This window comes from Verrucosispora sp. WMMA2121 (genome assembly GCF_027460185.1).
Classification (GTDB): Bacteria; Actinomycetota; Actinomycetes; order Mycobacteriales; family Micromonosporaceae; genus Micromonospora; species Micromonospora palythoicola.
In genome coordinates, this window is the sequence record NZ_JAPZBH010000006.1 from 1,906,273 (window position 1) to 1,926,000 (window position 19,728).

19 protein-coding genes are annotated in these 19,728 nt (G+C 72.0%); 8 read left to right on the forward strand and 11 right to left on the reverse strand.

What is annotated here, in order from left to right:
• Positions 1 to 5: 5 nt before the first annotated feature.
• The 4 genes from O7605_RS17545 to O7605_RS17560 form a co-directional block, all read right to left on the reverse strand.
• On the reverse strand, positions 6 to 512 hold the full coding sequence (locus O7605_RS17545) for a hypothetical protein (RefSeq protein WP_269740179.1): 507 nt from the start codon (positions 510 to 512) through the stop codon (positions 6 to 8).
• A gap of 140 nt (positions 513 to 652) precedes the next feature.
• Positions 653 to 1,930, reverse strand: a complete 1,278-nt coding sequence (locus O7605_RS17550) for an MFS transporter (RefSeq protein ID WP_269740180.1) — start codon at positions 1,928 to 1,930, stop codon at positions 653 to 655.
• A 79-nt stretch (positions 1,931 to 2,009) separates the two neighbouring features.
• Positions 2,010 to 2,459 carry a MarR family winged helix-turn-helix transcriptional regulator gene (locus tag O7605_RS17555; protein ID WP_216592721.1) on the reverse strand — a complete coding sequence of 150 codons (450 nt, stop codon included), beginning with the start codon at positions 2,457 to 2,459 and terminating at the stop codon, positions 2,010 to 2,012.
• Between the two features lie 131 nt (positions 2,460 to 2,590).
• Positions 2,591 to 4,069: an NCS2 family permease gene (locus tag O7605_RS17560; RefSeq protein ID WP_269740181.1), complete on the reverse strand. Its 1,479-nt coding sequence runs from the start codon at positions 4,067 to 4,069 to the stop codon at positions 2,591 to 2,593.
• A gap of 89 nt (positions 4,070 to 4,158) precedes the next feature.
• Here O7605_RS17560 and O7605_RS17565 point away from each other — a divergent pair, with 89 nt between their 5' ends.
• On the forward strand, positions 4,159 to 4,401 hold the full coding sequence (locus O7605_RS17565) for a DUF2530 domain-containing protein (protein WP_269740182.1): 243 nt from the start codon (positions 4,159 to 4,161) through the stop codon (positions 4,399 to 4,401).
• A 21-nt stretch (positions 4,402 to 4,422) separates the two neighbouring features.
• Here the strand turns inward: O7605_RS17565 and O7605_RS17570 are convergent, their stop codons facing one another.
• Positions 4,423 to 5,259, reverse strand: a complete 837-nt coding sequence (locus O7605_RS17570; RefSeq protein ID WP_269740183.1) for a DUF3027 domain-containing protein — start codon at positions 5,257 to 5,259, stop codon at positions 4,423 to 4,425.
• 86 nt (positions 5,260 to 5,345) lie between these two features.
• Between O7605_RS17570 and O7605_RS17575 the strand changes: the two genes are divergently transcribed.
• From O7605_RS17575 to O7605_RS17585, 3 genes are all read left to right on the forward strand, one after another.
• Positions 5,346 to 6,959 (forward strand): MFS transporter, encoded by a 1,614-nt coding sequence (locus O7605_RS17575; RefSeq protein WP_269740184.1) that lies wholly within the window; start codon positions 5,346 to 5,348, stop codon positions 6,957 to 6,959.
• Complete coding sequence (locus O7605_RS17580) at positions 6,956 to 7,606, forward strand: futalosine hydrolase (protein ID WP_269740185.1); 651 nt, start codon at positions 6,956 to 6,958, stop codon at positions 7,604 to 7,606. Before O7605_RS17575 ends, O7605_RS17580 begins: the two co-directional genes overlap by 4 nt.
• 147 nt (positions 7,607 to 7,753) lie before the next feature.
• Positions 7,754 to 8,602: a 1,4-dihydroxy-6-naphthoate synthase gene (locus O7605_RS17585; RefSeq protein WP_269740186.1), complete on the forward strand. Its 849-nt coding sequence runs from the start codon at positions 7,754 to 7,756 to the stop codon at positions 8,600 to 8,602.
• Here the strand turns inward: O7605_RS17585 and O7605_RS17590 are convergent.
• Positions 8,563 to 8,949 (reverse strand): cold-shock protein, encoded by a 387-nt coding sequence (locus tag O7605_RS17590; RefSeq protein WP_099847833.1) that lies wholly within the window; start codon positions 8,947 to 8,949, stop codon positions 8,563 to 8,565. The genes O7605_RS17585 and O7605_RS17590 overlap by 40 nt on opposite strands.
• A 28-nt stretch (positions 8,950 to 8,977) precedes the next feature.
• Positions 8,978 to 9,601, reverse strand: coding sequence for an HAD family hydrolase (locus O7605_RS17595; RefSeq protein WP_269740187.1), 624 nt, complete (start codon positions 9,599 to 9,601; stop codon positions 8,978 to 8,980).
• 83 nt (positions 9,602 to 9,684) lie between these two features.
• Here O7605_RS17595 and O7605_RS17600 point away from each other — a divergent pair, with 83 nt between their 5' ends.
• Complete coding sequence (locus O7605_RS17600; protein WP_269740188.1) at positions 9,685 to 12,153, forward strand: helicase-associated domain-containing protein; 2,469 nt, start codon at positions 9,685 to 9,687, stop codon at positions 12,151 to 12,153.
• Positions 12,154 to 12,156: 3 nt separating this feature from the next.
• On the opposite strand, the gene O7605_RS17605 is transcribed toward O7605_RS17600, so the two are convergent.
• Positions 12,157 to 12,396, reverse strand: coding sequence for a hypothetical protein (locus O7605_RS17605; RefSeq protein ID WP_269740189.1), 240 nt, complete (start codon positions 12,394 to 12,396; stop codon positions 12,157 to 12,159).
• Positions 12,397 to 12,872: 476 nt separating this feature from the next.
• Here O7605_RS17605 and O7605_RS17610 point away from each other — a divergent pair, with 476 nt between their 5' ends.
• A complete protein-coding gene (locus O7605_RS17610; protein ID WP_269740190.1) occupies positions 12,873 to 14,552 on the forward strand; it encodes a DNA repair helicase XPB in 1,680 nt (559 codons plus the stop codon).
• Positions 14,553 to 14,667: 115 nt separating this feature from the next.
• Here the strand turns inward: O7605_RS17610 and O7605_RS17615 are convergent, their stop codons facing one another.
• Positions 14,668 to 15,420, reverse strand: a complete 753-nt coding sequence (locus O7605_RS17615) for a TIGR03089 family protein (protein WP_269740191.1) — start codon at positions 15,418 to 15,420, stop codon at positions 14,668 to 14,670.
• A 118-nt stretch (positions 15,421 to 15,538) separates the two neighbouring features.
• Here O7605_RS17615 and O7605_RS17620 point away from each other — a divergent pair, with 118 nt between their 5' ends.
• Positions 15,539 to 16,579, forward strand: coding sequence for a hypothetical protein (locus tag O7605_RS17620; protein ID WP_269740192.1), 1,041 nt, complete (start codon positions 15,539 to 15,541; stop codon positions 16,577 to 16,579).
• Positions 16,580 to 16,713: 134 nt separating this feature from the next.
• Entirely contained in the window at positions 16,714 to 17,850 is a 1,137-nt protein-coding gene (locus O7605_RS17625; protein ID WP_269740193.1) for a hypothetical protein, read from the forward strand.
• Between the two features lie 15 nt (positions 17,851 to 17,865).
• Here the strand turns inward: O7605_RS17625 and ligD (O7605_RS17630) are convergent, their stop codons facing one another.
• Together ligD (O7605_RS17630) and ligD (O7605_RS17635) are read right to left on the reverse strand one after the other, a co-directional pair.
• The gene (ligD, locus tag O7605_RS17630) at positions 17,866 to 18,777 is read right to left on the reverse strand and encodes a non-homologous end-joining DNA ligase (protein WP_269740194.1); all 912 of its coding nucleotides are present in this window, start codon (positions 18,775 to 18,777) and stop codon (positions 17,866 to 17,868) included.
• Positions 18,767 to 19,708, reverse strand: a complete 942-nt coding sequence (ligD, locus tag O7605_RS17635; RefSeq protein ID WP_269740195.1) for a non-homologous end-joining DNA ligase — start codon at positions 19,706 to 19,708, stop codon at positions 18,767 to 18,769. The genes ligD (O7605_RS17630) and ligD (O7605_RS17635) overlap by 11 nt, the downstream gene beginning before the upstream one ends.
• Between the last annotated feature and the right edge of the window lie 20 nt (positions 19,709 to 19,728).

A 19,728-nucleotide genomic window follows, 5' to 3' on the forward strand; every position in this document is an offset into this window, starting at 1 on the left:
GGCAGTCAGTGGTTCCGCTCGGGTTGCTCGGGGCGGGTGGCCGGCAGCAGTAGGCCGGCGGCGTCCAACTCGGCCTCGACCCGTACCCGCTCGATCTGCCGGTCCAGGCCGGTCAACTCGGCGAGATGCTCGGTGATGCCCAACGCCCGGCAGGCCAGCCGGAGCCGACCGTCGTACGCGTCGAGCACGTCACTGTGCCACACCGCCGGTCTGCTGCCGCCGGCCCGATCCCGGCGCAGGCACCGCAGGTCGGCGGCGATCTGTTCCAGCGGTCGCCGGTCCAGCCGGTCGAGCGCGCCGAGGTCGATCCGGTCGGCGACCGCGACGGCGTCGGCGGCCTCGTTCAGCCGGGCGATCAGGCGTCGTTCGCGGCGCCGCTGCCGCCACTCGCCGTACCGGCAGGTCAACCGGTCGACGACCTCGTCGGCGCAGATGACGAGCGCGATCAGCACCGGCACGAAGACCACGGCGGCCAGCGCCACGGCCAGCAACAGTAGGCGTAGGATCTCCACCCATCGAAGCTATGCCGTTGCATAGCGTCAGGTAACCGATTTTCCGCATTCCACGCGTGCGGCGATTCGCTATCCAACCGCCGGTGAAGTCCCAGTGTTGGACCGACCGGGCAGCGGGCGCGGCCGGCCGTAGGAACTCGTCACATCTCGGTGACGTAGAAGCGGGGCAGCGGCAGGACGCGGAACCGCAGTCGGGCACCGGCCCGGCGTAGCTGCCAGGCCAGCGCCAGCAGCGCGGTGGTCAGCGAGAGCAGTCCACCGGCCCAGATGCTGGCACCGGCGCCGAAGGTCTCCGCGACCCAGCCGATGATCGGGGCGCCGACCGGGTTGGTGCCGAGGAACACCAGCACCCACAGCGCCATCACCCGTCCGCGGAAGGCGGCGTCGGTGCCGAGTTGCACCCGCTGGTTCGCCGCTTGGGCGAAATAGACCATGAAGAAACCGGTCGGCGGCAACAGGGCGACCACCATCCAGTACGCCGGGGCCAGCCCGACGAGCGTGCCGAAGGTGCCGCAACCGATCGCGGCGCCCAGCACCAGCCACACCGACGGTCTGCTCCGCCGCCCGGTCCCGGCCAGCGCACCGACCAGCGCGCCGGCCGCCAGCGTGGTGCTGAACAGGCCGAACGAGGCCGCCCCGGTGTTGAAGACCGTCTTGGCCAGCGCCGCCAGGGTCAGCTGGAAGTTGAACAGCGACATCCCGATCACCGACATCACCACCATCGGGAGCAGCAGGTCGGGACGGCGGGCGACGTAGCGCAGCCCGTCGAGCACGGTCGCCGCGGCCCGCTCGCCACGGGCCGGCAGCGGCTCCCGGTGCAGTTCGGCCGGCCGCATCCGGATCACCGTGACCAGCGGCGCGATCGAGCTGAGCGCGGTGACGAGGAAGACCGGCCCGACATCGAAGGCGGCGATGGCCAGGCCGGCCACGGCCGGACCGACGATCCGGGCCGAGTTGAACACGGCCGCGTTGAGGGAGAGTGCGTTGGGCAGCAGCGCCGTGCCGACCAGCTCGGAGACGAACGCCTGACGAACCGGGGTCTCCATCGCGTTGGCGACCCCGAGCAGGGCGGCGAAGACGAAGACGTGCCAGAGCTGGACCAGGTCGGTCAGCACCAGCAGGCTCATGGCCAGCGACAGCACGGTCCAGAACGCGTTGGCGACGAAGAGCAGCAGCCGCTTGTCGTACCGGTCGGCGAGCCGCCCGGAGAGCAGGGTGAGCAGCAGCACGGGCGTGAACTGCAGCGCGACGACCACACCGAGGGCGGTGGCCGAGTCGCCGGAAAGCTCAAGGACCAGCCAGTCCTGGGCGATGAACATCATCCAGACACCGATCAGCTTGACCAGTTGTCCGAATGCGAAGAGCCGGTAGTTGCGGACCTGTAGGGACTGGAACATCGTGCTCAGTCTTGCCTGCACTCTTGGTGCGCCTCCTTGCGGTCGTACGCGTCGTCAACGACGGACGGCACGGCGCGGGGCGCACACCCGGTGCGCGGCGTCAGGCGCGGGAGATTCGTTGCAGGATCTCCGCGGCCCGGTGCAGGGTCTCCCGATCGGTGTCACTCAGCTCGGCCAGCCGGCGGGCCAGCCACTCGTCCCGGACCCGCTCGAACTGGTCGAGCACGGCCCGGCCCCCCTCGGTCGTCGCGAGGATGACCTGCCGGCCGTCGGTCGGGTGCGGGGTGCGCTGCACCAGGCCGCGCTCCTCCAGCTTCGCGACGATCTTCGTCATCGTCGGTGGCTGCACCCGTTCGACGTCGGCGAGTTCCCGCGGCGTGAGCGCGCCCGCCAGCCGAAGGCTGGTGAGCGCGGACAGTTGGGTGACCGTGAGGTCACCAACCGGCCGGGCCTGGCGGACCCGCCGGTTCAACCGGGTGATCGCATCACGCAACTGGAGGGCCAGCTGCGCCGGTGGCATGCTCTGAGCCGTCACCGTCCGCTCCGTCACGATAGTTAGCCTAACTAATTAGCTGACCGAGCCGCAGCGGATATGACCATGCTCACCCCGACGTTTCTCCTGCTCCAGGCCGGGCGCGGCGATCACGTCACGTGGATCACACGCGCCCGGCCCGGCGGCTGTCAGAAGAGCAGCGTCTCGATCGGACCGCGCAGGAAGTACACCACGAACAGCGCCGCCACCGCGTACAGCAGCGGATGGATCTCCCGGGACTTCCCCTTGGCCAGTTTGATCACCACGTACACGATCAGGCCCGCGCCGATCCCGTTCGAGATCGAGTAGGTGAACGGCATCAGCACGATGGTGAGGAAGGCCGGGATGGCGATCTCGTAGTCGGACCAGTCGATCGTCCGGACCGCCGTCATCATCAGGAAGCCGACCACCACCAGCGCGACGGACGCCGCCTCGAACGGGACGACCACCACCAGCGGCGCCAGGAACATGGCCAGCAGGAAGAGCACGCCGGTGACCAGGTTCGCCACCCCGGTCCGGGCGCCCTCCGCGACACCTGCGGCACTCTCGATGTACGACGTGTTGCTGGAGACGCTTGCCGCGCCACCGCTGGCCGCCGCGATCGAGTCGACGAGCAGGATCTCGCGGGTACGCGGCGGAGTGCCCTGCTCGTCGAGCATGCCGCCTTCCTGGCCGACGGCCACCATCGTGCCCATCGTGTCGAAGAAGTCGGTGATGAGCAGGGTGAAGATGAACATCAGCACGACCAGCCAACCGGCCCGCCCCCACGAGTCCAACACGTTGAACTGCCCGAGCAGCGACAGGTCCGGCACGTCGAACGGGTTGCTCGGCAGCGTCGGAACGTTGAGCGACCAGCCCTTCGGGTTCGGCACCCCGTCGACGAACGACGGACCGATGTCACCCACCGCCTCCACCAGCATGGCCAGCGCCGTGGAGGCCAGGATGCCGACCAGGATGGCGCCCTTGACCCGGCGTACCACGAGCACCAGGGTCACCAGCAGGCCCACCACGAAGACCAGCATCGGCCAGCTGACGAGTTTGCCGCCGATGCCGAGACCGACCGGCACGGTGGTGTTCGCCTCGTCCGGGATTCGCCGGACGAAGCCGGCGTCCACCAGGCCGATGATGGTGAGGAACAGGCCGATGCCGACGCCGATCGCGGTCTTCATCTGGGTCGGCACCGAACGGAACACGGCGGTACGCAGCCCGGTCAGCACCAGCACCGCGATGATCACACCCTCGATCACCACCAGGCCCATCGCGTCCGCCCAGGTCATCTCGGGCGCGATCTCGTACGCCACCAGGGCGTTGACGCCGAGGCCGGCGGCGACCGCCAGCGGGAAGCGGCCGACCACGCCCATCAGGATGGTCATCAGACCCGCGATCAGGGCGGTGGCCGCCGCGATCGCGGGGATAGGCAGGGTGTTGCCGTCACCGTCGACGGCACTGCCCAGGATGAGCGGGTTGAGCACCACGATGTACGCCATCGTGAAGAAGGTGGCCAGACCGCCGCGCACCTCCCGGCTGAGCGTGGAACCGCGGGCCGAGATCTCGAAGTACCGGTCGAAGCCGTTGCGCGGCTGGCGGGAATCGGGTGGGGTGCCGTTGTCGGGCGGCGCTACTGCCATCAGGAACCTCACAGCGGATCATCGGGTTGTCGCGCGCATCGTTGCAGATGACCGGGCTGACGGAAAGCAGGGTCACGTACGCTGACCGGGTGCCCACCCCGCCACCCCGCCCCGAGCCGCTCGACCCGCCGATGGTGCCGTTCGCCCTCGCCGGGATGGCAGCCTGGGCCGTCGCCGGACTGGTGCTGCTGCTCTTCCGCGACCGGCTGGTCGCCGGTGGCCACGAGAACTGGCTCTGGATCTGCCTGGCCGGGTTCCTGTGGGGCTTTCCCGGTCTCGCGGTGATGATGCGGCACGACGCCAACCGCCGCCGTCGTCGCGCCGCCGGTTGAGCCGTCAGCGGCCGGACATGGTCAGGAGTGCCCGTACGGCTCCGCCGGCTCGCCGCTGTCGACGGACCCGATGGCCCGGCTGACCGCCATCGGCTCCACCGCACTGTCGTCGTAGACGGTGGGCATCTCGTCGACCGCCGTGTCCGCCTCGACAAGCGTCTCCGAGTGGGCACCACAGCCGTGGTCGGCGCTGACCACCCGGCCGTCGTCGGGCGCGTAGAAGTTGCCGCAGACGCCGAAACACTGCCGCAGCTTGCCCGCGAGTGGCAGGTAGAAGCCGCAGGTGCCGCAGCGGGCGGCGGGCGGCGCGGAGGCGGAGATCGGCGCCGAGGGACCGTGATCACCGTCGTACCAGCGCTGGGCCGTCTCGATCCGGCCCTCCCGCGACATCACCCGGGGACGGCCGAGCCCCAACTCCCAGGCGGTCTCCTCGACCGCCGGGTCGTCGGAGAGCAGGTAGCCGGGTTGAAGTCGCTCGTCGTCGGACGGGGTCGGCAGCAGGTCGCCGGGGCCCAGGTCGCCGGGCTTGAGTCGCTCCTGCCAGGGCAGCCAGCCGGGGGCGAGCAGCGCATCCGGCCCGGGCAGCAGCACCGTCTCACAGAGCGTCACCGTACGACTGCGCGGAACCCGCGTCACGGTGACCGCCCACCGCCAACCGCGGTAACCGGCCAGCCGACACTCGAAGTAGTGCGTGACGAGTCGATCACCTTCGGCGACGACCTGGAGGTGATCGCCGACGTCGTCGGGGCTCACCTCGGTGATGCCGGCGCGCGCCACCTCGACGGCGGCGGCGCAGACCTGGTCGAGACGAGCGGCGCGGGCGGAGGCGGGCCTGGTCACCCGACCATTGTTCCCCATCGTGTGGGTCGACTGTGAGGCACTCCCCAGAGGTGTTCTCCGCGGTGGCGCAGCATCGCCCGCGCCGATGGGTCAGGATGGGTGCCATGCCGCTGTTCTCCCGCTCTGAGCGGTCCCTCCTCGGGCGGACCGTCGGCACCGGCATCCGCGCCACCCGGCTGATGCTGCGCGGCTCAGTGACCAGCGGTCGCTGGGTGACCCGCAGCGCCGCCCGGGCCCGGGCCCGGGGTGCCGGTGGGGAGACCGGCATGGTCCGCCTGTTCGACCTGCACGCGATCTCCTGCGCCGGTGACACGCTGATCGCCATCGGGCTGGCCGGGACGATCTTCTTCAACGTGCCGCTCGGCGAGGCGCGGAGCAAGGTCGCGCTCTACCTGCTGGTGACCATGGTGCCCTTCGCGATGCTCGCTCCCGTGGTCGGTCCGCTGCTCGACCACTTCCGGCACGGCCGGCGGTACGCCCTGGCCACCACCATGCTGGGTCGGGCGTTCCTGGCCTGGCTGATCTCCGACTACATCCACGGCTTCGGGCTCTATCCGGCCGCCTTCGGCGTGCTGGCGCTCTCCCGGGCGTACGGGGTGGCCCGTTCCGCGGCCGTACCCCGGTTGCTGCCGGAAGGGCTCGGCCTGTCCCAGGTGGGCGCCCGGGCCAGCGTCTACGGCACGGTCGCGGGAGCGCTGGTCGCCCCGATCGGCCTCGCCGCCTTCTGGTTCGGACCGCAGTGGCCGCTACGGGTCGCCTCGGTGATCTTCCTGGTCGGCATGGTGATCGCCCTCCGACTGCCGCCGAAGGCCGACTCCGAACCACCGGAACGGGTACCGCGACCGCTGCGGGCGCTGCGGCGGGGCGCGGACGAGCGACCACTGGGCCGAGGCAGACCCGCCGGACGGTTGGTGATCTCGACCCTGGTCGGTGCGGCCACGCTGCGTGCGGTCTACGGTTTCCTGCTGCTGTTCCTGGCCTTCACCATCAAGGCGGGCGACCTGACCACCGTGGTGTTCGGACGTGACCTGGGGGACGAGGGATCACTCGGCCTGGTCGGCGGCGCGCTGGCCGTCGGCACCTTCCTGGCCACCGCGATCGGTACCCGGCTGCGCATCCACCGTCCGGCCGCCCTCCAGTCCAGCGGCATGGTGATCGTCGCCGGGGTGGCCGTGCTCACCGTGCTGAGCTTCTCGCTGCCGATGGTCGCCCTGCTCTGTGTGGTCACGGCCATGATGAGCGGCATCGCCAAGCTGGCCGTGGACGCCTCGATCCAGGAACGCATCCCGGAGCGGCTGCGGGCCAGTTCCTTCGCCCATTCCGAGACGGTGCTGATGCTCGCCTTCGTCGCCGGTGGCGGTCTCGGGCTCGTACCCTTCCACGGCCGGATCGGCATCGCCGTCGCCGCTGCCGTCGGTGCGCTCGCCGCCGCCCGAGGGCTGGTGATGGCCCGGCGGCTGCGGGGCGAGAGGCTGCACGGACGGCCGCTCACCGACGACGAGCTGGCCGCCGAGAAGCCGGCCGAGACGGACACCGCTGAGGCGGACAGCGGCTCTGAATCCACCCCCACGTCTCCGGCCCCCTTCCAGGGCGGGCGTGGTCCGGAGGAGCCGGGGCTGGCACCCCCCGGATTCCACATCTACCGGCCCTCCTCGACCGTCACCGGTTCCGGCGGCGACGACGAGACGCGCCGCAGCTCACCGGGTTCGCTCGCGTGAGCGGTCTGCTCGTGGTGACCGCCGTTCCCGCCGAGGCGGAGGCGATCCAGGCCGGTCTCGCCGACCCGACCGTGGCGGTGCTGCCGGTCGGAGTAGGCCCGGCGGTCGCCGGTGCGGCGACCGCCCGCCTGCTGGCGCTCGCCGAGCTGGCCGGCCGCCCGTACCGGGCAGTGGTCAGTGCCGGGGTGGCCGGCGGCTTCGCCGGCCGGGTCGCGGTCGGTGGCACCGTGCTCGGCAGCCGGGCCGTCGCCGCCGACCTGGGCGCGGAGTCGCCCGACGGCTTCGTGCCGATCGACGAACTCGGCATGCCGGCCGAACTGCTCGGCGGTGGTCCGGCCCTCGACGCCGATCCGGAGCTGCTGGCGGCCCTGCGCAGGGCGCTGCCGGCCGCGACCGTCGGACCGGTGTTGACCGTCAGCACCGTGACCGGCACCGCCGCCAGCACCGACGAGCTGGTCCGGCGCCACCCGGAGGCGGTGGCCGAGGCCATGGAGGGGTACGGCGTGGCGGTCGCCGCCAGCCAGGCCGGCGTGCCCTTCGCCGAGCTGCGTACCATCTCGAACCCGATCGGCCCCCGCGACCGCGACGCGTGGCGCCTGCGCGACGCCCTCACCGCCCTCACCGCCGCCGCCCCCGCCCTACGCTGACCCGCCAACCCCATCCCAAGATCTGCGCACCTTCAGCGATACTGCTGATTCTGGCCGAGTTCAGGCAGCAACCTCCGGGAAGTTGCCCGGATCTTGGATCGCTACCGGGCTGGCAGCGGGGCACGTGGACGGGGTTACGGTGGGGGTGTGGCGCTCTCGCTGGCGATCTCGCCCTGCCCCAACGACACGTTCGTCTTCCATGCCCTGGTGCACGGGCAGGTGCCCGGCGCGCCGCCGGTGGAGGTGACGTACGCCGATGTCGACGTCACCAACACGGCCGCCGAGCGCGGCGCGTTCGACCTGGTGAAGGTGAGTTACGCGGCGCTGCCGTGGCTGCTGGAGGACTACCACCTGCTGCCCTGTGGGGGTGCGCTGGGTCGGGGCTGTGGCCCGTTGGTGCTCACCCGCGCCGACCGTGACGGCGGCCCGGACCGCGACGATCTCACCGGCGCCACGGTGGCGGTGCCGGGCGACCGGACCACGGCGTACCTGCTGTTCCGGCTCTGGTCGGCCGGGCGGACGCCGCAGCGCGTCGAGGTGGTGCCGTTCCACGAGATCATGCCGGGCGTGGCCGCCGGCCGCTACGACGCCGGACTGGTGATCCACGAGGCCCGGTTCACCTATCCGCGACACGGCCTCACCGCCCTGGTCGACCTGGGCGAGTGGTGGGAGTCCGACACCGGGCTGCCGATTCCGCTCGGCGCCATCCTGGCCCGCCGGGGCGTGGTCGATCCGCAGCAGGCCGCGGGCTGGATTCGGGACTCCGTCCGACGGGCCTGGGCCGATCCGGCGGCCAGCCGGGGGTACGTGCTGGCGCACGCCCAGGAGATGGAGCCCGACGTGGTGGACCGGCACATCGGCCTCTACGTCAACGAGTTCACCGCGGACCTGGGTGAGGCGGGGTTCGCTGCCGTCGAGGCGCTGCTCGGCCGGGCCGCCGACGCCGGGCTCGTGCCTCAGACCTCCAGCTCGCGGGCGACCGCGTGGACCAGCTGAGCGATCTTCTGCGCGGTCCGACGGTCCGGGAAGCGGCCCCGGCGCAGGTCCGGCTGGACCTTCGCCTCCAGCACCTTGATCATGTCCTCGACCAGGCCGTGCAGCTCCTCGGCGGGGCGTCGGCGCAGCTCCGCCACGGACGGCGGAGCGTCCAGGAGCTTCACCCCCATCGCCTGGGTGCCCCGCCGGCTGTCCACCACGCTGAAATCAATGCGCTGGCCGCCCTTGAGTTCGGTGACACCCGCCGGTAGCGCGCCCTTCGGCAGGAACACGTCGCCACCCTCGTCACTGGTGACGAACCCGTATCCCTTGGCCGCGTCGTACCACTTCACTCGACCCGTAGGCACCTGAGAACCTCTGCTTCGCTTGAACCGTCTACTGCCTCAAGGCTAGCCGGATCATCCGGTCGAGCGCCGCCGGGAATCCGGTGAGATCCGCCAGCACCACCGCCGCCCCGGCGACCCGTAGTTCGTCCGCCGTACACGGGCCGGTGGCCACCGCGATGCCGGGCACCCCGGCCGCACCGGCGGCCACCATGTCCGCCACGTGGTCACCGACGTAGTGGGTCGCCCCGTGCGCCCGCAACGCGGTCGCCTTCTCCTCGGCGAACAGGTCACCGGCCAGCTCGTCCACGGCCAGCCCCAGATGCTCCAGGTGCAGCCGGGCCAGCCGACCGATCTTGGAGGTGACCACCAACACCCGGCCACCCCGGTCGCGGACCGCGGCGAGCGCCGCCACGGCGCCGGGCAGCGGCACGGTCGGCGTGATCGCGTACGCCGGGTACAGCTCGCGGTAGACGGCCACCGCCTGCTCGACCTGCTCCGGCGGGAACCAGCGGGCGATCTCGGTACGCAGCGGCGGGCCGAGCCGGGACACGGCGGCGTCGGCGTCGACGGACACACCGGTCCGCTCGGTCAGCGCGCGGTAGGTCGCGGCGATGCCGGGGCGCGAGTCGACGAGCGTCATGTCGAGATCGAACCCGACGGTCAACGAGGACATCCTGGAAAGCTACCCGGCCAGTCAGACCGGCCGGGACGTCCGATGGGCGAGACCGCCCCTCACCGGGCTAGCGTGGAACGACGATGAGCACCTCACTCGCCGACCACCTGCGGTCGCTGCCCGACGAGTCCCTCGCCGCGCTCCTTCAGCTCCGGCCCGACCTCGTCGTACCGGTCCCCGCCGACATCGCCGCCCTCGCCCTCCGGGCACAGTCCCGCGTCTCGGTGTCGCGGGCACTCGACGGGCTGGACCAGTTCACGCTCCAGATCATGGACGCCGCCCGGTTGACCCGTGACCCGGCCGACGGCACCACCTCGGTCGACGGGGTTCTCGCCCTGGCCACCACCGGCCCCAACCCACCCGCCCCCACCGCCGTCCGGGCCGCCGTCGACCGGCTGCGGGCCAGGTTCCTGCTGTACGGCCCCGACAGCGCCCTGCATCTCGTCGGTGGCATCGACGAGATCTCCCCGTACCCCGCCGGGCTGGGTCGGCCGGCGGCGGAGCTGGACCCGCGCACGGCCGCGCTCTGCGCGGACCCGGCGAAGCTGCGGCGGACGCTGCTGTCCGCGCCGCCGTCGGCCCGGGCGATCCTGGACCGGTTGGCCGCCGGCCCACCGGTCGGCAGCGTGCCGCCCGGCGCGTTGCAGGCGCCGGCGGTCGGCGCGGACGACGACCTGCCGCCGGACGACACCAACGGCGGGGCACCGACCGGGTCCCCGGTGCGCTGGCTGGTCGACCACCGGCTGCTGGTGCGGGTCTCCGGCGGCAAGGGTGGCACCACCGGCATGGTCGAGCTGCCCCGGGAGATCGGGCTGCTGCTGCGCCGCGAGACCGGTCCGCTGGGTCCGCTGCGCAGCAGTCCACCCCAGGTGGCAGCCACGCCCCGCGAGCCGAAGGCCGCCGACTCCGCCGGGGCCGGGCAGACCATGGAGGTGGTACGCCACACCGAGGCGCTGCTGGAGCAGTTGGCCGCCGAACCGGCGCCGGTGCTGCGCTCCGGCGGCATCGGCGTGCGTGACCTGCGCCGGCTGGCGCGGGCCACCGGGTCGGACGAGTCGACCGCCGCGCTGCTGCTGGAGGTGGCGTACTCGGCCGGGCTCATCGGTGAGATGGAGTTGCCCGGCGTCGCCGGCCGGTACGGCGCCGACCAGCAGGTGCTGCCGACCGCCGGCTACGAGATGTGGCGGGCCGCTTCGTTGGCCCAACGCTGGGAGCAGCTGGCCCGGGCCTGGCTGACCATGACCCGGCAGGTCGGGCTGGTCGGCCAGCGGGACGACCGGGACCGGCCGATCACGGTGCTGTCGGCGGAGGCGGAACGGGCCGGAGCGCCGGCCGCCCGCCGGGCGGTGCTCGGCATCCTCGCGGATCTGGAACCGGCCAGCGCGCCAAGCGTCGAGGAGGTGCTGACGCTGCTGGACTGGCAGGCGCCGCGACGCAGCCGGGGCCGGGAGAACACGCATCGGGAGGTGCTTGCCGAGGCGGCCACGCTGGGCGTGACCGGGTTGGGGGCGCTCACCTCGTACGGACGGCTGCTGCTGGCCGAGGCGACGGCGAGCGAGCACGGCGCCACGGACGACCCGCTGGGGTTGCTGGCCGACGCCGAGGACGGCGGCGGCGCGGTCCGGTCCCTGGACGCGCTGCTGCCCGCCCCGGTGGACCACTTCCTGGTCCAAGCCGACCTGACCGTGGTGGTGCCCGGGCCGCCCGAGCCGACGCTCGCCGCCGAACTGGAGGTGGTCGCCGAGCCGGAGTCGGCCGGCGGAGCGAGCGTGCACCGGATCACCACGAGCAGTGTGCGACGTGCCCTGGACGCCGGCTACTCCGCTGACGACCTGCACGACCTGTTCCGTCGCCGGTCCCGAACTCCGGTACCGCAGGGGTTGACGTACCTGGTCGACGACGCGGCCCGCAAGCACGGTGGGCTGCGCATCGGCTCTGCCGGGGCGTACCTGCGCAGCGACGACGAGGCGTTGCTGGCCGAGGTGCTCGCCGACCGGCGGGTGGAGGCTCTGGCGCTGCGCCGGCTCGCGCCGACCGTGCTGGTGACCCCGTACCAGGGCGGCCGCCTGCTCAGCGTGCTGCGGGAGGCCGGCTACGCCCCGGTGGCCGAGGACGCCACCGGGTCGACGGTGCTCACCCGACCGAAGGCCCGCCGGGCACCCGCCAGGGTGTCGGTGGCGAACCGGGTGATCGACCCACTCGCCACCCCGCACCTGCCGCTGCCCCGTCTGCTCGGTGTGGTGGAGCAGATCCGGCGGGGTGACGCGGTGGCGCGGGCGGCCCGACGGGCGCCGGCGGTGGTGCGGGGCGCGGCGCCCGACGGGCCGGTTCCCGCACACAATCACCACGACGCCCTGGCCGTGCTTCAGCAGGCGGTACGCGACAAGGCGCTGGTCTGGGTCGGCTACGTCGACGCGCACGGGGCAACCGCCTCGCGGCTGGTGCGACCCGTCTCACTCGGCGCGGGCTACCTGCGTGCCGAGGACGAACGCACCGAGATGCTGCACACCTTCGCGCTGCACCGGATCACCGCGGCGGTGCTGGAGAAGTGAGGTTCAGCGGCGGCTACGCCGCACCGACCCGACGATCGCCACGATCAGCAGCAGGGCGAAGCCCGTCCCGGCGGCCTCACCGACCGAGTCGATGAAGCCCTGCTGGAGCACCAGCCAGCCGAAGAGGAACCAGCCGAACAGGACGACGCCCACGACGGCGTACGCGACCACCGTGGCGGTGGAGACGGGTTCGGACGACTCCAGTTGCTCGCGCTCGGGGACAACTTCCTGGTCAACGGTCATCTGCCCTCCCCGTACGGTCCGGCCCTCGCCGTCAAGGGTGTCACCCTTGGCGGCTGTCGGCCAGCACCATCGGGTGACGATCCGACTCGGCTCGTACCCCGCGGTGCCGGGTGCGCAAACGGTGTGGAGGGGTGCCGGTGCGGTCCGGGCGCGCCGCTCGCCCCCGTTGGCTTCCACTGCGACGGGAACGGCCCCCGCTTTCCTGGCCCGTCCGGCCGTGGATCGAACGCGCTGCGCACCGGCACCGACCGGCATGACGACCGCGAGGGCGTACGGTGGCCCGTCCTGGGACCCGGCGGCCACCGACCTCGACAACTCGTCCCCTACTGCTAGACGCGCCAGAGCACCGGCGGGGTTGCGCCGGCTGAGCACTTTCTCGCCACCCGCCCGCGCGTGCAACACTGGATGGTCGCCCAGTGGCAGGTCAGCCGCCTGCCTCGGCGGCCGGGTCAGCCGTACGGACGAGAGGATTCGGCGTGAGTGGTGGACCGCTTATCGTGCAGTCGGACAAGACCCTCCTGTTGGAGATCGACCATCCCGACGCACAGGCCTGCCGGATGGCCATCGCTCCCTTCGCCGAGCTGGAGCGCTCGCCCGAGCACGTGCACACGTACCGGCTGACCCCGCTCGGGTTGTGGAACGCCCGTGCCGCCGGCCACGACGCCGAGGGTGTGGTGGACGCGCTGATCAAGTATTCGCGGTACCCGGTGCCGCACGCGCTGCTGGTGGACGTGGCCGAGACGATGGACCGGTACGGGCGGCTCCAGCTCGCCAACGACCCGGCACACGGCCTCGTGCTGCGCGCCCTGGACCGGGTGGTGCTGGTCGAGGTGGCCAAGAGCAAGAAACTGGCCGGGATGCTCGGCAACCGCATCGACGACGACACCATCGCGGTGCACCCCTCCGAGCGGGGGCGGCTCAAGCAGGCCCTGCTCAAGCTCGGCTGGCCGGCGGAGGATCTGGCCGGGTACGTCGACGGCGAGGCGCACCCGATCGAGCTGGCCGAGGCCGGCAAGGACGGTGGCAGGCCGTGGACGCTGCGGTCGTACCAGCGGGAGGCGGTCGAGGCGTTCTGGGCCGGCGGGTCGGGTGTGGTGGTGCTGCCCTGCGGGGCCGGCAAGACGCTGGTGGGTGCGGCGGCGATGGCCGAGGCGAAGGCCACCACGCTGATCCTGGTCACCAACACGGTCGCCGGCCGGCAGTGGAAGCGGGAGCTGATCGCCCGCACCTCGCTGACCGAGGAGGAGATCGGCGAGTACTCGGGCGAGCGCAAGGAGATCCGCCCGGTCACCATCGCCACGTACCAGGTGCTCACCTCGCGGCGCGGCGGCGCCTTCACCCACCTGGACCTGTTCGGTGCCCGCGACTGGGGCCTGGTCGTCTACGACGAGGTGCACCTGCTGCCCGCGCCGATCTTCCGCTTCACCGCGGACCTCCAGGCCCGCCGCCGGCTGGGCCTGACCGCCACCCTGGTGCGCGAGGACGGCCGGGAGGGGGACGTGTTCAGCCTGATCGGCCCGAAGCGGTACGACGCGCCGTGGAAGGACATCGAGTCGCAGGGCTGGATCGCCCCGGCCGAGTGTGTCGAGGTCCGGGTCACCCTGACCGACGCCGAGCGGATGGCGTACGCGACGGCGGAGGCGGAGGAGCGCTACCGGATGGCCGCCACCGCCCGCACCAAGCTGCCGGTGGTCCGCGCCCTGCTCGACCGGCATCCGGACGAGCAGACGCTTGTCATCGGCGCGTACATCGACCAGCTTCACCAGTTGGGCGAGTATCTCGACGCCCCGATCGTGCAGGGCTCGACCACGAACAAGGAGCGCGAGCGCCTCTTCGACGCGTTCCGCACCGGGGAGATCCGCACGTTGGTGATTTCCAAGGTCGGTAACTTCTCCATCGACCTGCCCGAGGCGGCGGTGGCGATCCAGGTGTCCGGCACGTTCGGCTCCCGCCAGGAGGAGGCGCAACGGTTGGGCCGGGTGCTGCGCCCGAAGGCCGACGGCCGGCAGGCGCACTTCTACACGGTGGTCTCCCGGGACACCATCGACACCGAGTACGCTGCCCACCGGCAGCGCTTTCTCGCCGAGCAGGGGTACGCCTACACGATCGTCGACGCCGACGACGTCCTCGGCCCACCCCTACCCACCGTCGACTGACCGCATCCCCGTCGGCAAGATCCGCGCAACATCCCTGTTGTTGCTGCCTCACCTCGGGGCCGACACAGCACCAACAGGGATGTTGCCGCATCGGGTCGTCCCTGCCTCGACGTGGTCAGAGCACGCGGGTGACCTGCTCGGCGGCGGCCACAGCGTCCCGGTCGGCGGGGTCCAGGTTGGCGCAGAGCAGCACCGTGGCGCCTGCGGAGAGTGGGGCGAGCAGCCACTTCAGCGGCTGGTCGTGCTCGGCGACGTCGACCAGCAGCCGGTCACCGACCCGCAGGTCGAGCTGCTCGGCCACCGCCCTGGCGATCGCACCCCACTCGGCGTAGCTGGTGCCGTCCGGGCTGGCCGCGTCGTTCGCGTGCAGCACGGGCCGGTCGGTCGGGGCGACGCCGTGCCGCAGCACCTCAACCGACCAGTCGAGCCAACCGACCGGCACGTCGACCAGTGGCTGCGGCCCGGTGCCGACGAGATACCGGTGCAGCCCGTCCGGCACGTCCTCCAACCAGTCGTCCAGGCGTTCCGGGGTGACCAGGACCGCGTCGTACGGTCGGTCGCCGCCGGGCTCCAGCACCGGCAGCCCGGCGGTGGCGCGCGGCCGGAACGACACCTCGAGCCCCACCGCCCAGGCCCCCAGGAGCACCGCGGCGGTACGCCAGTGCGGCGGCAGCAGCACCGCCACCCGGCTGCCCGGGGTCAGTCCGCAGCCGTCGCGCAGCAGCCCGGCGGCCCGCGCCGCCAGGTCACCGAGCGCGGCGGCGGTCAGGTCGTGCCGCGCGCCGCTGCGGTAATCGAGGTAGCTGAGCAGTGGCCGGTCCGGATCGGCGAGACCGGCGGCGGACGGGACGGGAAGGGCAGCACGCATAGGTACGTCCTACTCCTGCCGCCCGGCCCTGTCGAGGCCGCCCTTTTCCGGCCGGGTCGACGAAGACATGACTGACGGCATTGGTGGCGGGTGCCGCGTCACGGGGAGAGTCAGGGGTATGACTACTCACGAGGACGAGCGGGCGGCTCTCGACGGCGGCCGGCAGCCGATGTTGCGGCGACTCGTCCCGGTCGTGGCGCTGCTTTTCCTCGCCCCATGGGCCGCCGAGTGCTCGTGGGGAGGCTTCGCCGGCACCGACATGCTGGGCGTCGTGGTCGTCCTGGCACCGATGTACGGGGGCGCGGCGGTGCTGATCCGGGAGGCGGCCCGGCGTACCGGTGGCGGCTGGCCGATGATCGTCCTGCTGGCCGCCGGGTTCGGGGTACTTCAGGCGGGCCTGGTGGACCAGTCGCTGTTCAACCCGGACTACCTGGCCGACACCGAGTTCGCGGAGCTGAGCGCGGCGGACCGCACCCGCGTACCGGTGCTGGGCATCAGCGCGCAGGAGGCGATCAGTTTCGTCGGTAACCATGTCGCGTTGACCATCTGCGCGCCGATCGCCATCGTCGAGTCGTACCTCTCCCCGGCCCGCCGGCTGCGGCCGTGGCTGCGGGTGCCCGGCCTGGTCGTCGTGGCCGTGCTCTACCTGCTGGGCAGCCTGCTCGTCTTCGCCGACGACAGCGGACGCAAGGAGTTCCTGGCCAGCCCCGGTCAGCTCGTCGGGGCCGCGGCGGTGGTCCTCGCCCTGGTCGTGCTGGCCGCCCTGCCGCGTTGGCGGCGCCGGCCGCCCCTGGCTGACATCGCCGCACCCCGGCCATTCCGTCCCGGCCTGTTGGTCTTCCTCGTCTACCTGGGCGTCGCCATGCTCTCCGGCTGGATCGGCGTGGTCGTGTCGATCGTTGCCGTCGCGGCGCTGGTGGGGCTGCTCCTTCGCCTGTCGGGGCGCTCCGGGTGGGGTCAGGGACATGTGCTGGCCAGTGCTGCGGGAGCGCTCCTCGGGGCGGCCGTGCTGGCTTACCTGGTGCCCCCGTACTCACCGGCATCGCCCACCCAGGCCCTGCTCAGCGACGTGATCGTCAGCCTGCTCGCGCTCGCCATGCTCGGCGGCGGGTACGCGCGCCTGCGGCGGCACGGGTCGGCACCGGCCCACCCGGGCTGAGCGCGTCTGTGCGGAGGCCATGTTCTCCTCGAACACGTTCTGCGTGGCCGCCGCGAGCGTTGCCGGAGGCTGCCAGACTCATGGCGCAAGCGTCCGATGTCGACGTCGGATGCGGTCGGGCGGGAGGCTGGCGGATGAGGCGATCGACCCGACTACGGGCCGTACTGGTGATGCTCGCGGTGGGCGCGGTGCTGGCTCCGCCGGCCGCCGCGACGGCTGATCCGCTACCCACCGGCGCGGTCGTCGCGACCGTGTGGGCGAACCAGCCGGGTGCGGCCGAGTACACGGTCGACAACGGCTGGAGCTGGTCCTCCACCGAGGGTGACATCGTCGTACGGCGGACCGGCACCGGGGCGTACACCGTCGAGTTGCAGCACGCCGCGACAAGCACCGGCGTCGCGCACGTGGTGGCGTACGGTGGTGGCCCCGTGCACTGCACGGTGGTCAGCTGGTATCGGAGCCTGCTGGGCGGCGACCATCTGCTGATCCAGGTACGGTGCTTCGGGGCGACCGGCGCACCGGTGGACAGCCGGTTCGTGGCGACCTTCACCAACCGGCGGCAGATCCATCAGGGACGGTTGGCCTGGTTCACCACCGACCAGGCGACGCCGGTCGGTCTGCGTACCATCCCGGCCGGTCTGCGTTACGACTCGACGGGCGGAACGATCAGCTATGAGCGGCTCGGTACCGGTCACTACCGTTTCCGCATGAACCCCAACCCGGCAAGTGAGTCGGGTGCCCCGATCTTCCCGATGACGCACGTCACGGCGCTGGGCGGCAGCGCGGTGAACTGCCAGATCGACTGGCCGGACGGGCGGGAGGTGCGATGCGCCAACGCCGCCGGTAACGACGTCGACGCGCGGTTCGCGGTCACCTACGGCTCCCGGGTCGACCTGCTCGGCCACTCGGCGGGCCCACGGTTCGCCAGCGGAACCCTCTATGGCGACAACATCACCGGAGGGTTCATCAGCGGCGACAGCTACAACTCGACGCTGCCCGGCTACGGCGGCGCCAGCGGCACACTGACCGGCACCGGCCGCTACCAGATGACCTTCAGCGGCACCGGGACCGCGTTCGGCACCGCCTTCGTCAACGCCCACCTCGGCATACTTCCCGGCAGCCGGCCTCGCGGCCACTGCGTGCTCGCCGGCTGGGGACGATCCGGGGCGAACACGGTGGTCCTGGTGAACTGCTACGGCTGGCTCGGCGTACCGGCCAACCTGAACGCCCGGATCTCCTACACCACCTGGCCCGGGGGCACCGTCGTGTGAGCAGGGACGGTGGGGCTACCGCGGAAGTGCGGGGCCGCCGTCGAGCAGTGGGGCGAGCAGGTCGCCGTGCAGCTCGACCCGCTCCAGCACCTCACCGGCGGGGTACGGCTTGGTGGCCGGGCGTCGGCCCGCCGCACCGGCGGACACCTCGTCCCAGGTCAGCGGTGTCGACACCGACGGGACGGGCTGGGCGCGCAGCGAGTACGGCGCCACCGTGGTCTTCGCCGCGTTGTTCTGGCTCCAGTCGATGAAGACCTTGCCCGGTCGCAGGTTCTTCGCCATCTTCGACACCACCAGCTTCGGCTGTTCGCGTTCGAGTTCCTGGGCGACGCGCCGGGCGTAGGCCGACACGTCGTCGGCGGGCTGGGTGCCGGAAATCGGGCAGCAGAGCTGCATGCCCTTCTTACCGGAGGTCTTCGGGTAGGAGTCGATGCCGTCGGCGGCCAGTCGGTCGCGCAGCGTCAGGGCCACCTGGCAGCACTGCTCCAGTGCCGCCGGAGCACCCGGATCCAGGTCGATCACCATCAGGTCCGGGTGTGCGCCGACCTTCCACTGCGGGGTGTGCAGTTCCAGGGCGGCCAGGTTGGCCAGCCAGACCAACGTGGGCAGGTCGTCGGCGACGACGTAGTCGATGGTCTCCCGACCCTTGGTGGAGCCCGGCGCGGGCAGCGTCTCGACGCGTACCCAGGACGGGGTGGCGGCCGGAGCGTTCTTCTCGAAGAACGAGCCGCCGGTCACCCCGTTCGGGTAGCGGATGCGGGTCAGCGCCCGGTCGGCCAGGTGCGGCAGCAGCACCGGGGCGATCCGGGTGTAGTAGTCGATCACTTCGCCCTTGGTGAAGCCGGCCGTCGGATAGAGCACCTTGTCCAGGTTGGACAGCTCCAGCGTGCGGCCCTGCACCTCGACCGGGAACCGGTCAGCTGGCATCGTCGACCTCCTCGGCCGGTTTGTCCGGGCGGATCCGCAGGATCCGGGGGAACCGCAGGCGCCCGTCCGGGGTGCGTTGGCCGTACTTGACCTCCACCACCAGCCGGGGAGTTACCCAGATCGCGCCCCGGGCATCCTCGCGGGGGACGTCGCCGCCGAACGGCGAGGCGGTGGTGCGCAGCGGCTCCAACTCGCGCAGCAGTTCCCGTTCGAGGGCGGCACCGATCCCACCACCGACCCGGCCCCGGTAGACGAGTCGACCGTCGGCACCGGGCACCCCGACCAGCAGCCCGCCGATCTTCCGCGCGCCGGGCCGCCAGCCGCCGACCACGAAGTCGCCGGTCACCTCCAGCTTGACCTTCACCCAGTCCGGCGAGCGCACCCCGGACCGGTAGACCGACTCGACCCGCTTGGCCATCACCCCTTCGAGGCCGTGCTCGCCGGCCGCCTCGTAGGTGGCCGGGCCGTCGGAGAAGACCGGTGGGACCGCCCACCGCGCCGCGCCCAGAGCCAGGCCGTCGAGGGCCTCCCGCCGCCGGGCGTACGGCCAGCCGGTGAGATCCTGCCCGGCCAACCGCAACACGTCGAAGATCATGTACGTGACCGGGACGGTTGCCGCCAGCCGGGCCGCCTTCACGGCGTTGCGCACGTGCATCCGCTCGGCCAGGGCGGTGAACGAGGGTCGTCCGGCCTGGTCGAACAGGACCACCTCGCCGTCGAGCAGTGCGTCGTCGACCTGCTCGCCGAGCGAAATCAACTCGGGATAGGCGGTGGTGATCTCGACGCCGGAGCGGGCGTACAGGCGTGGCCGTCCGCCGGCGATTTCGGCGAGCGCGCGTACCCCGTCCCACTTGAACTCGTACGCCCAATCGGGGCCGGCCGGAAGCTGCCCGGTCATCGCGAGCATCGGCTTGAGCGGCGCGCCGGGCACAGGCCGACTGTAGTAGCAGG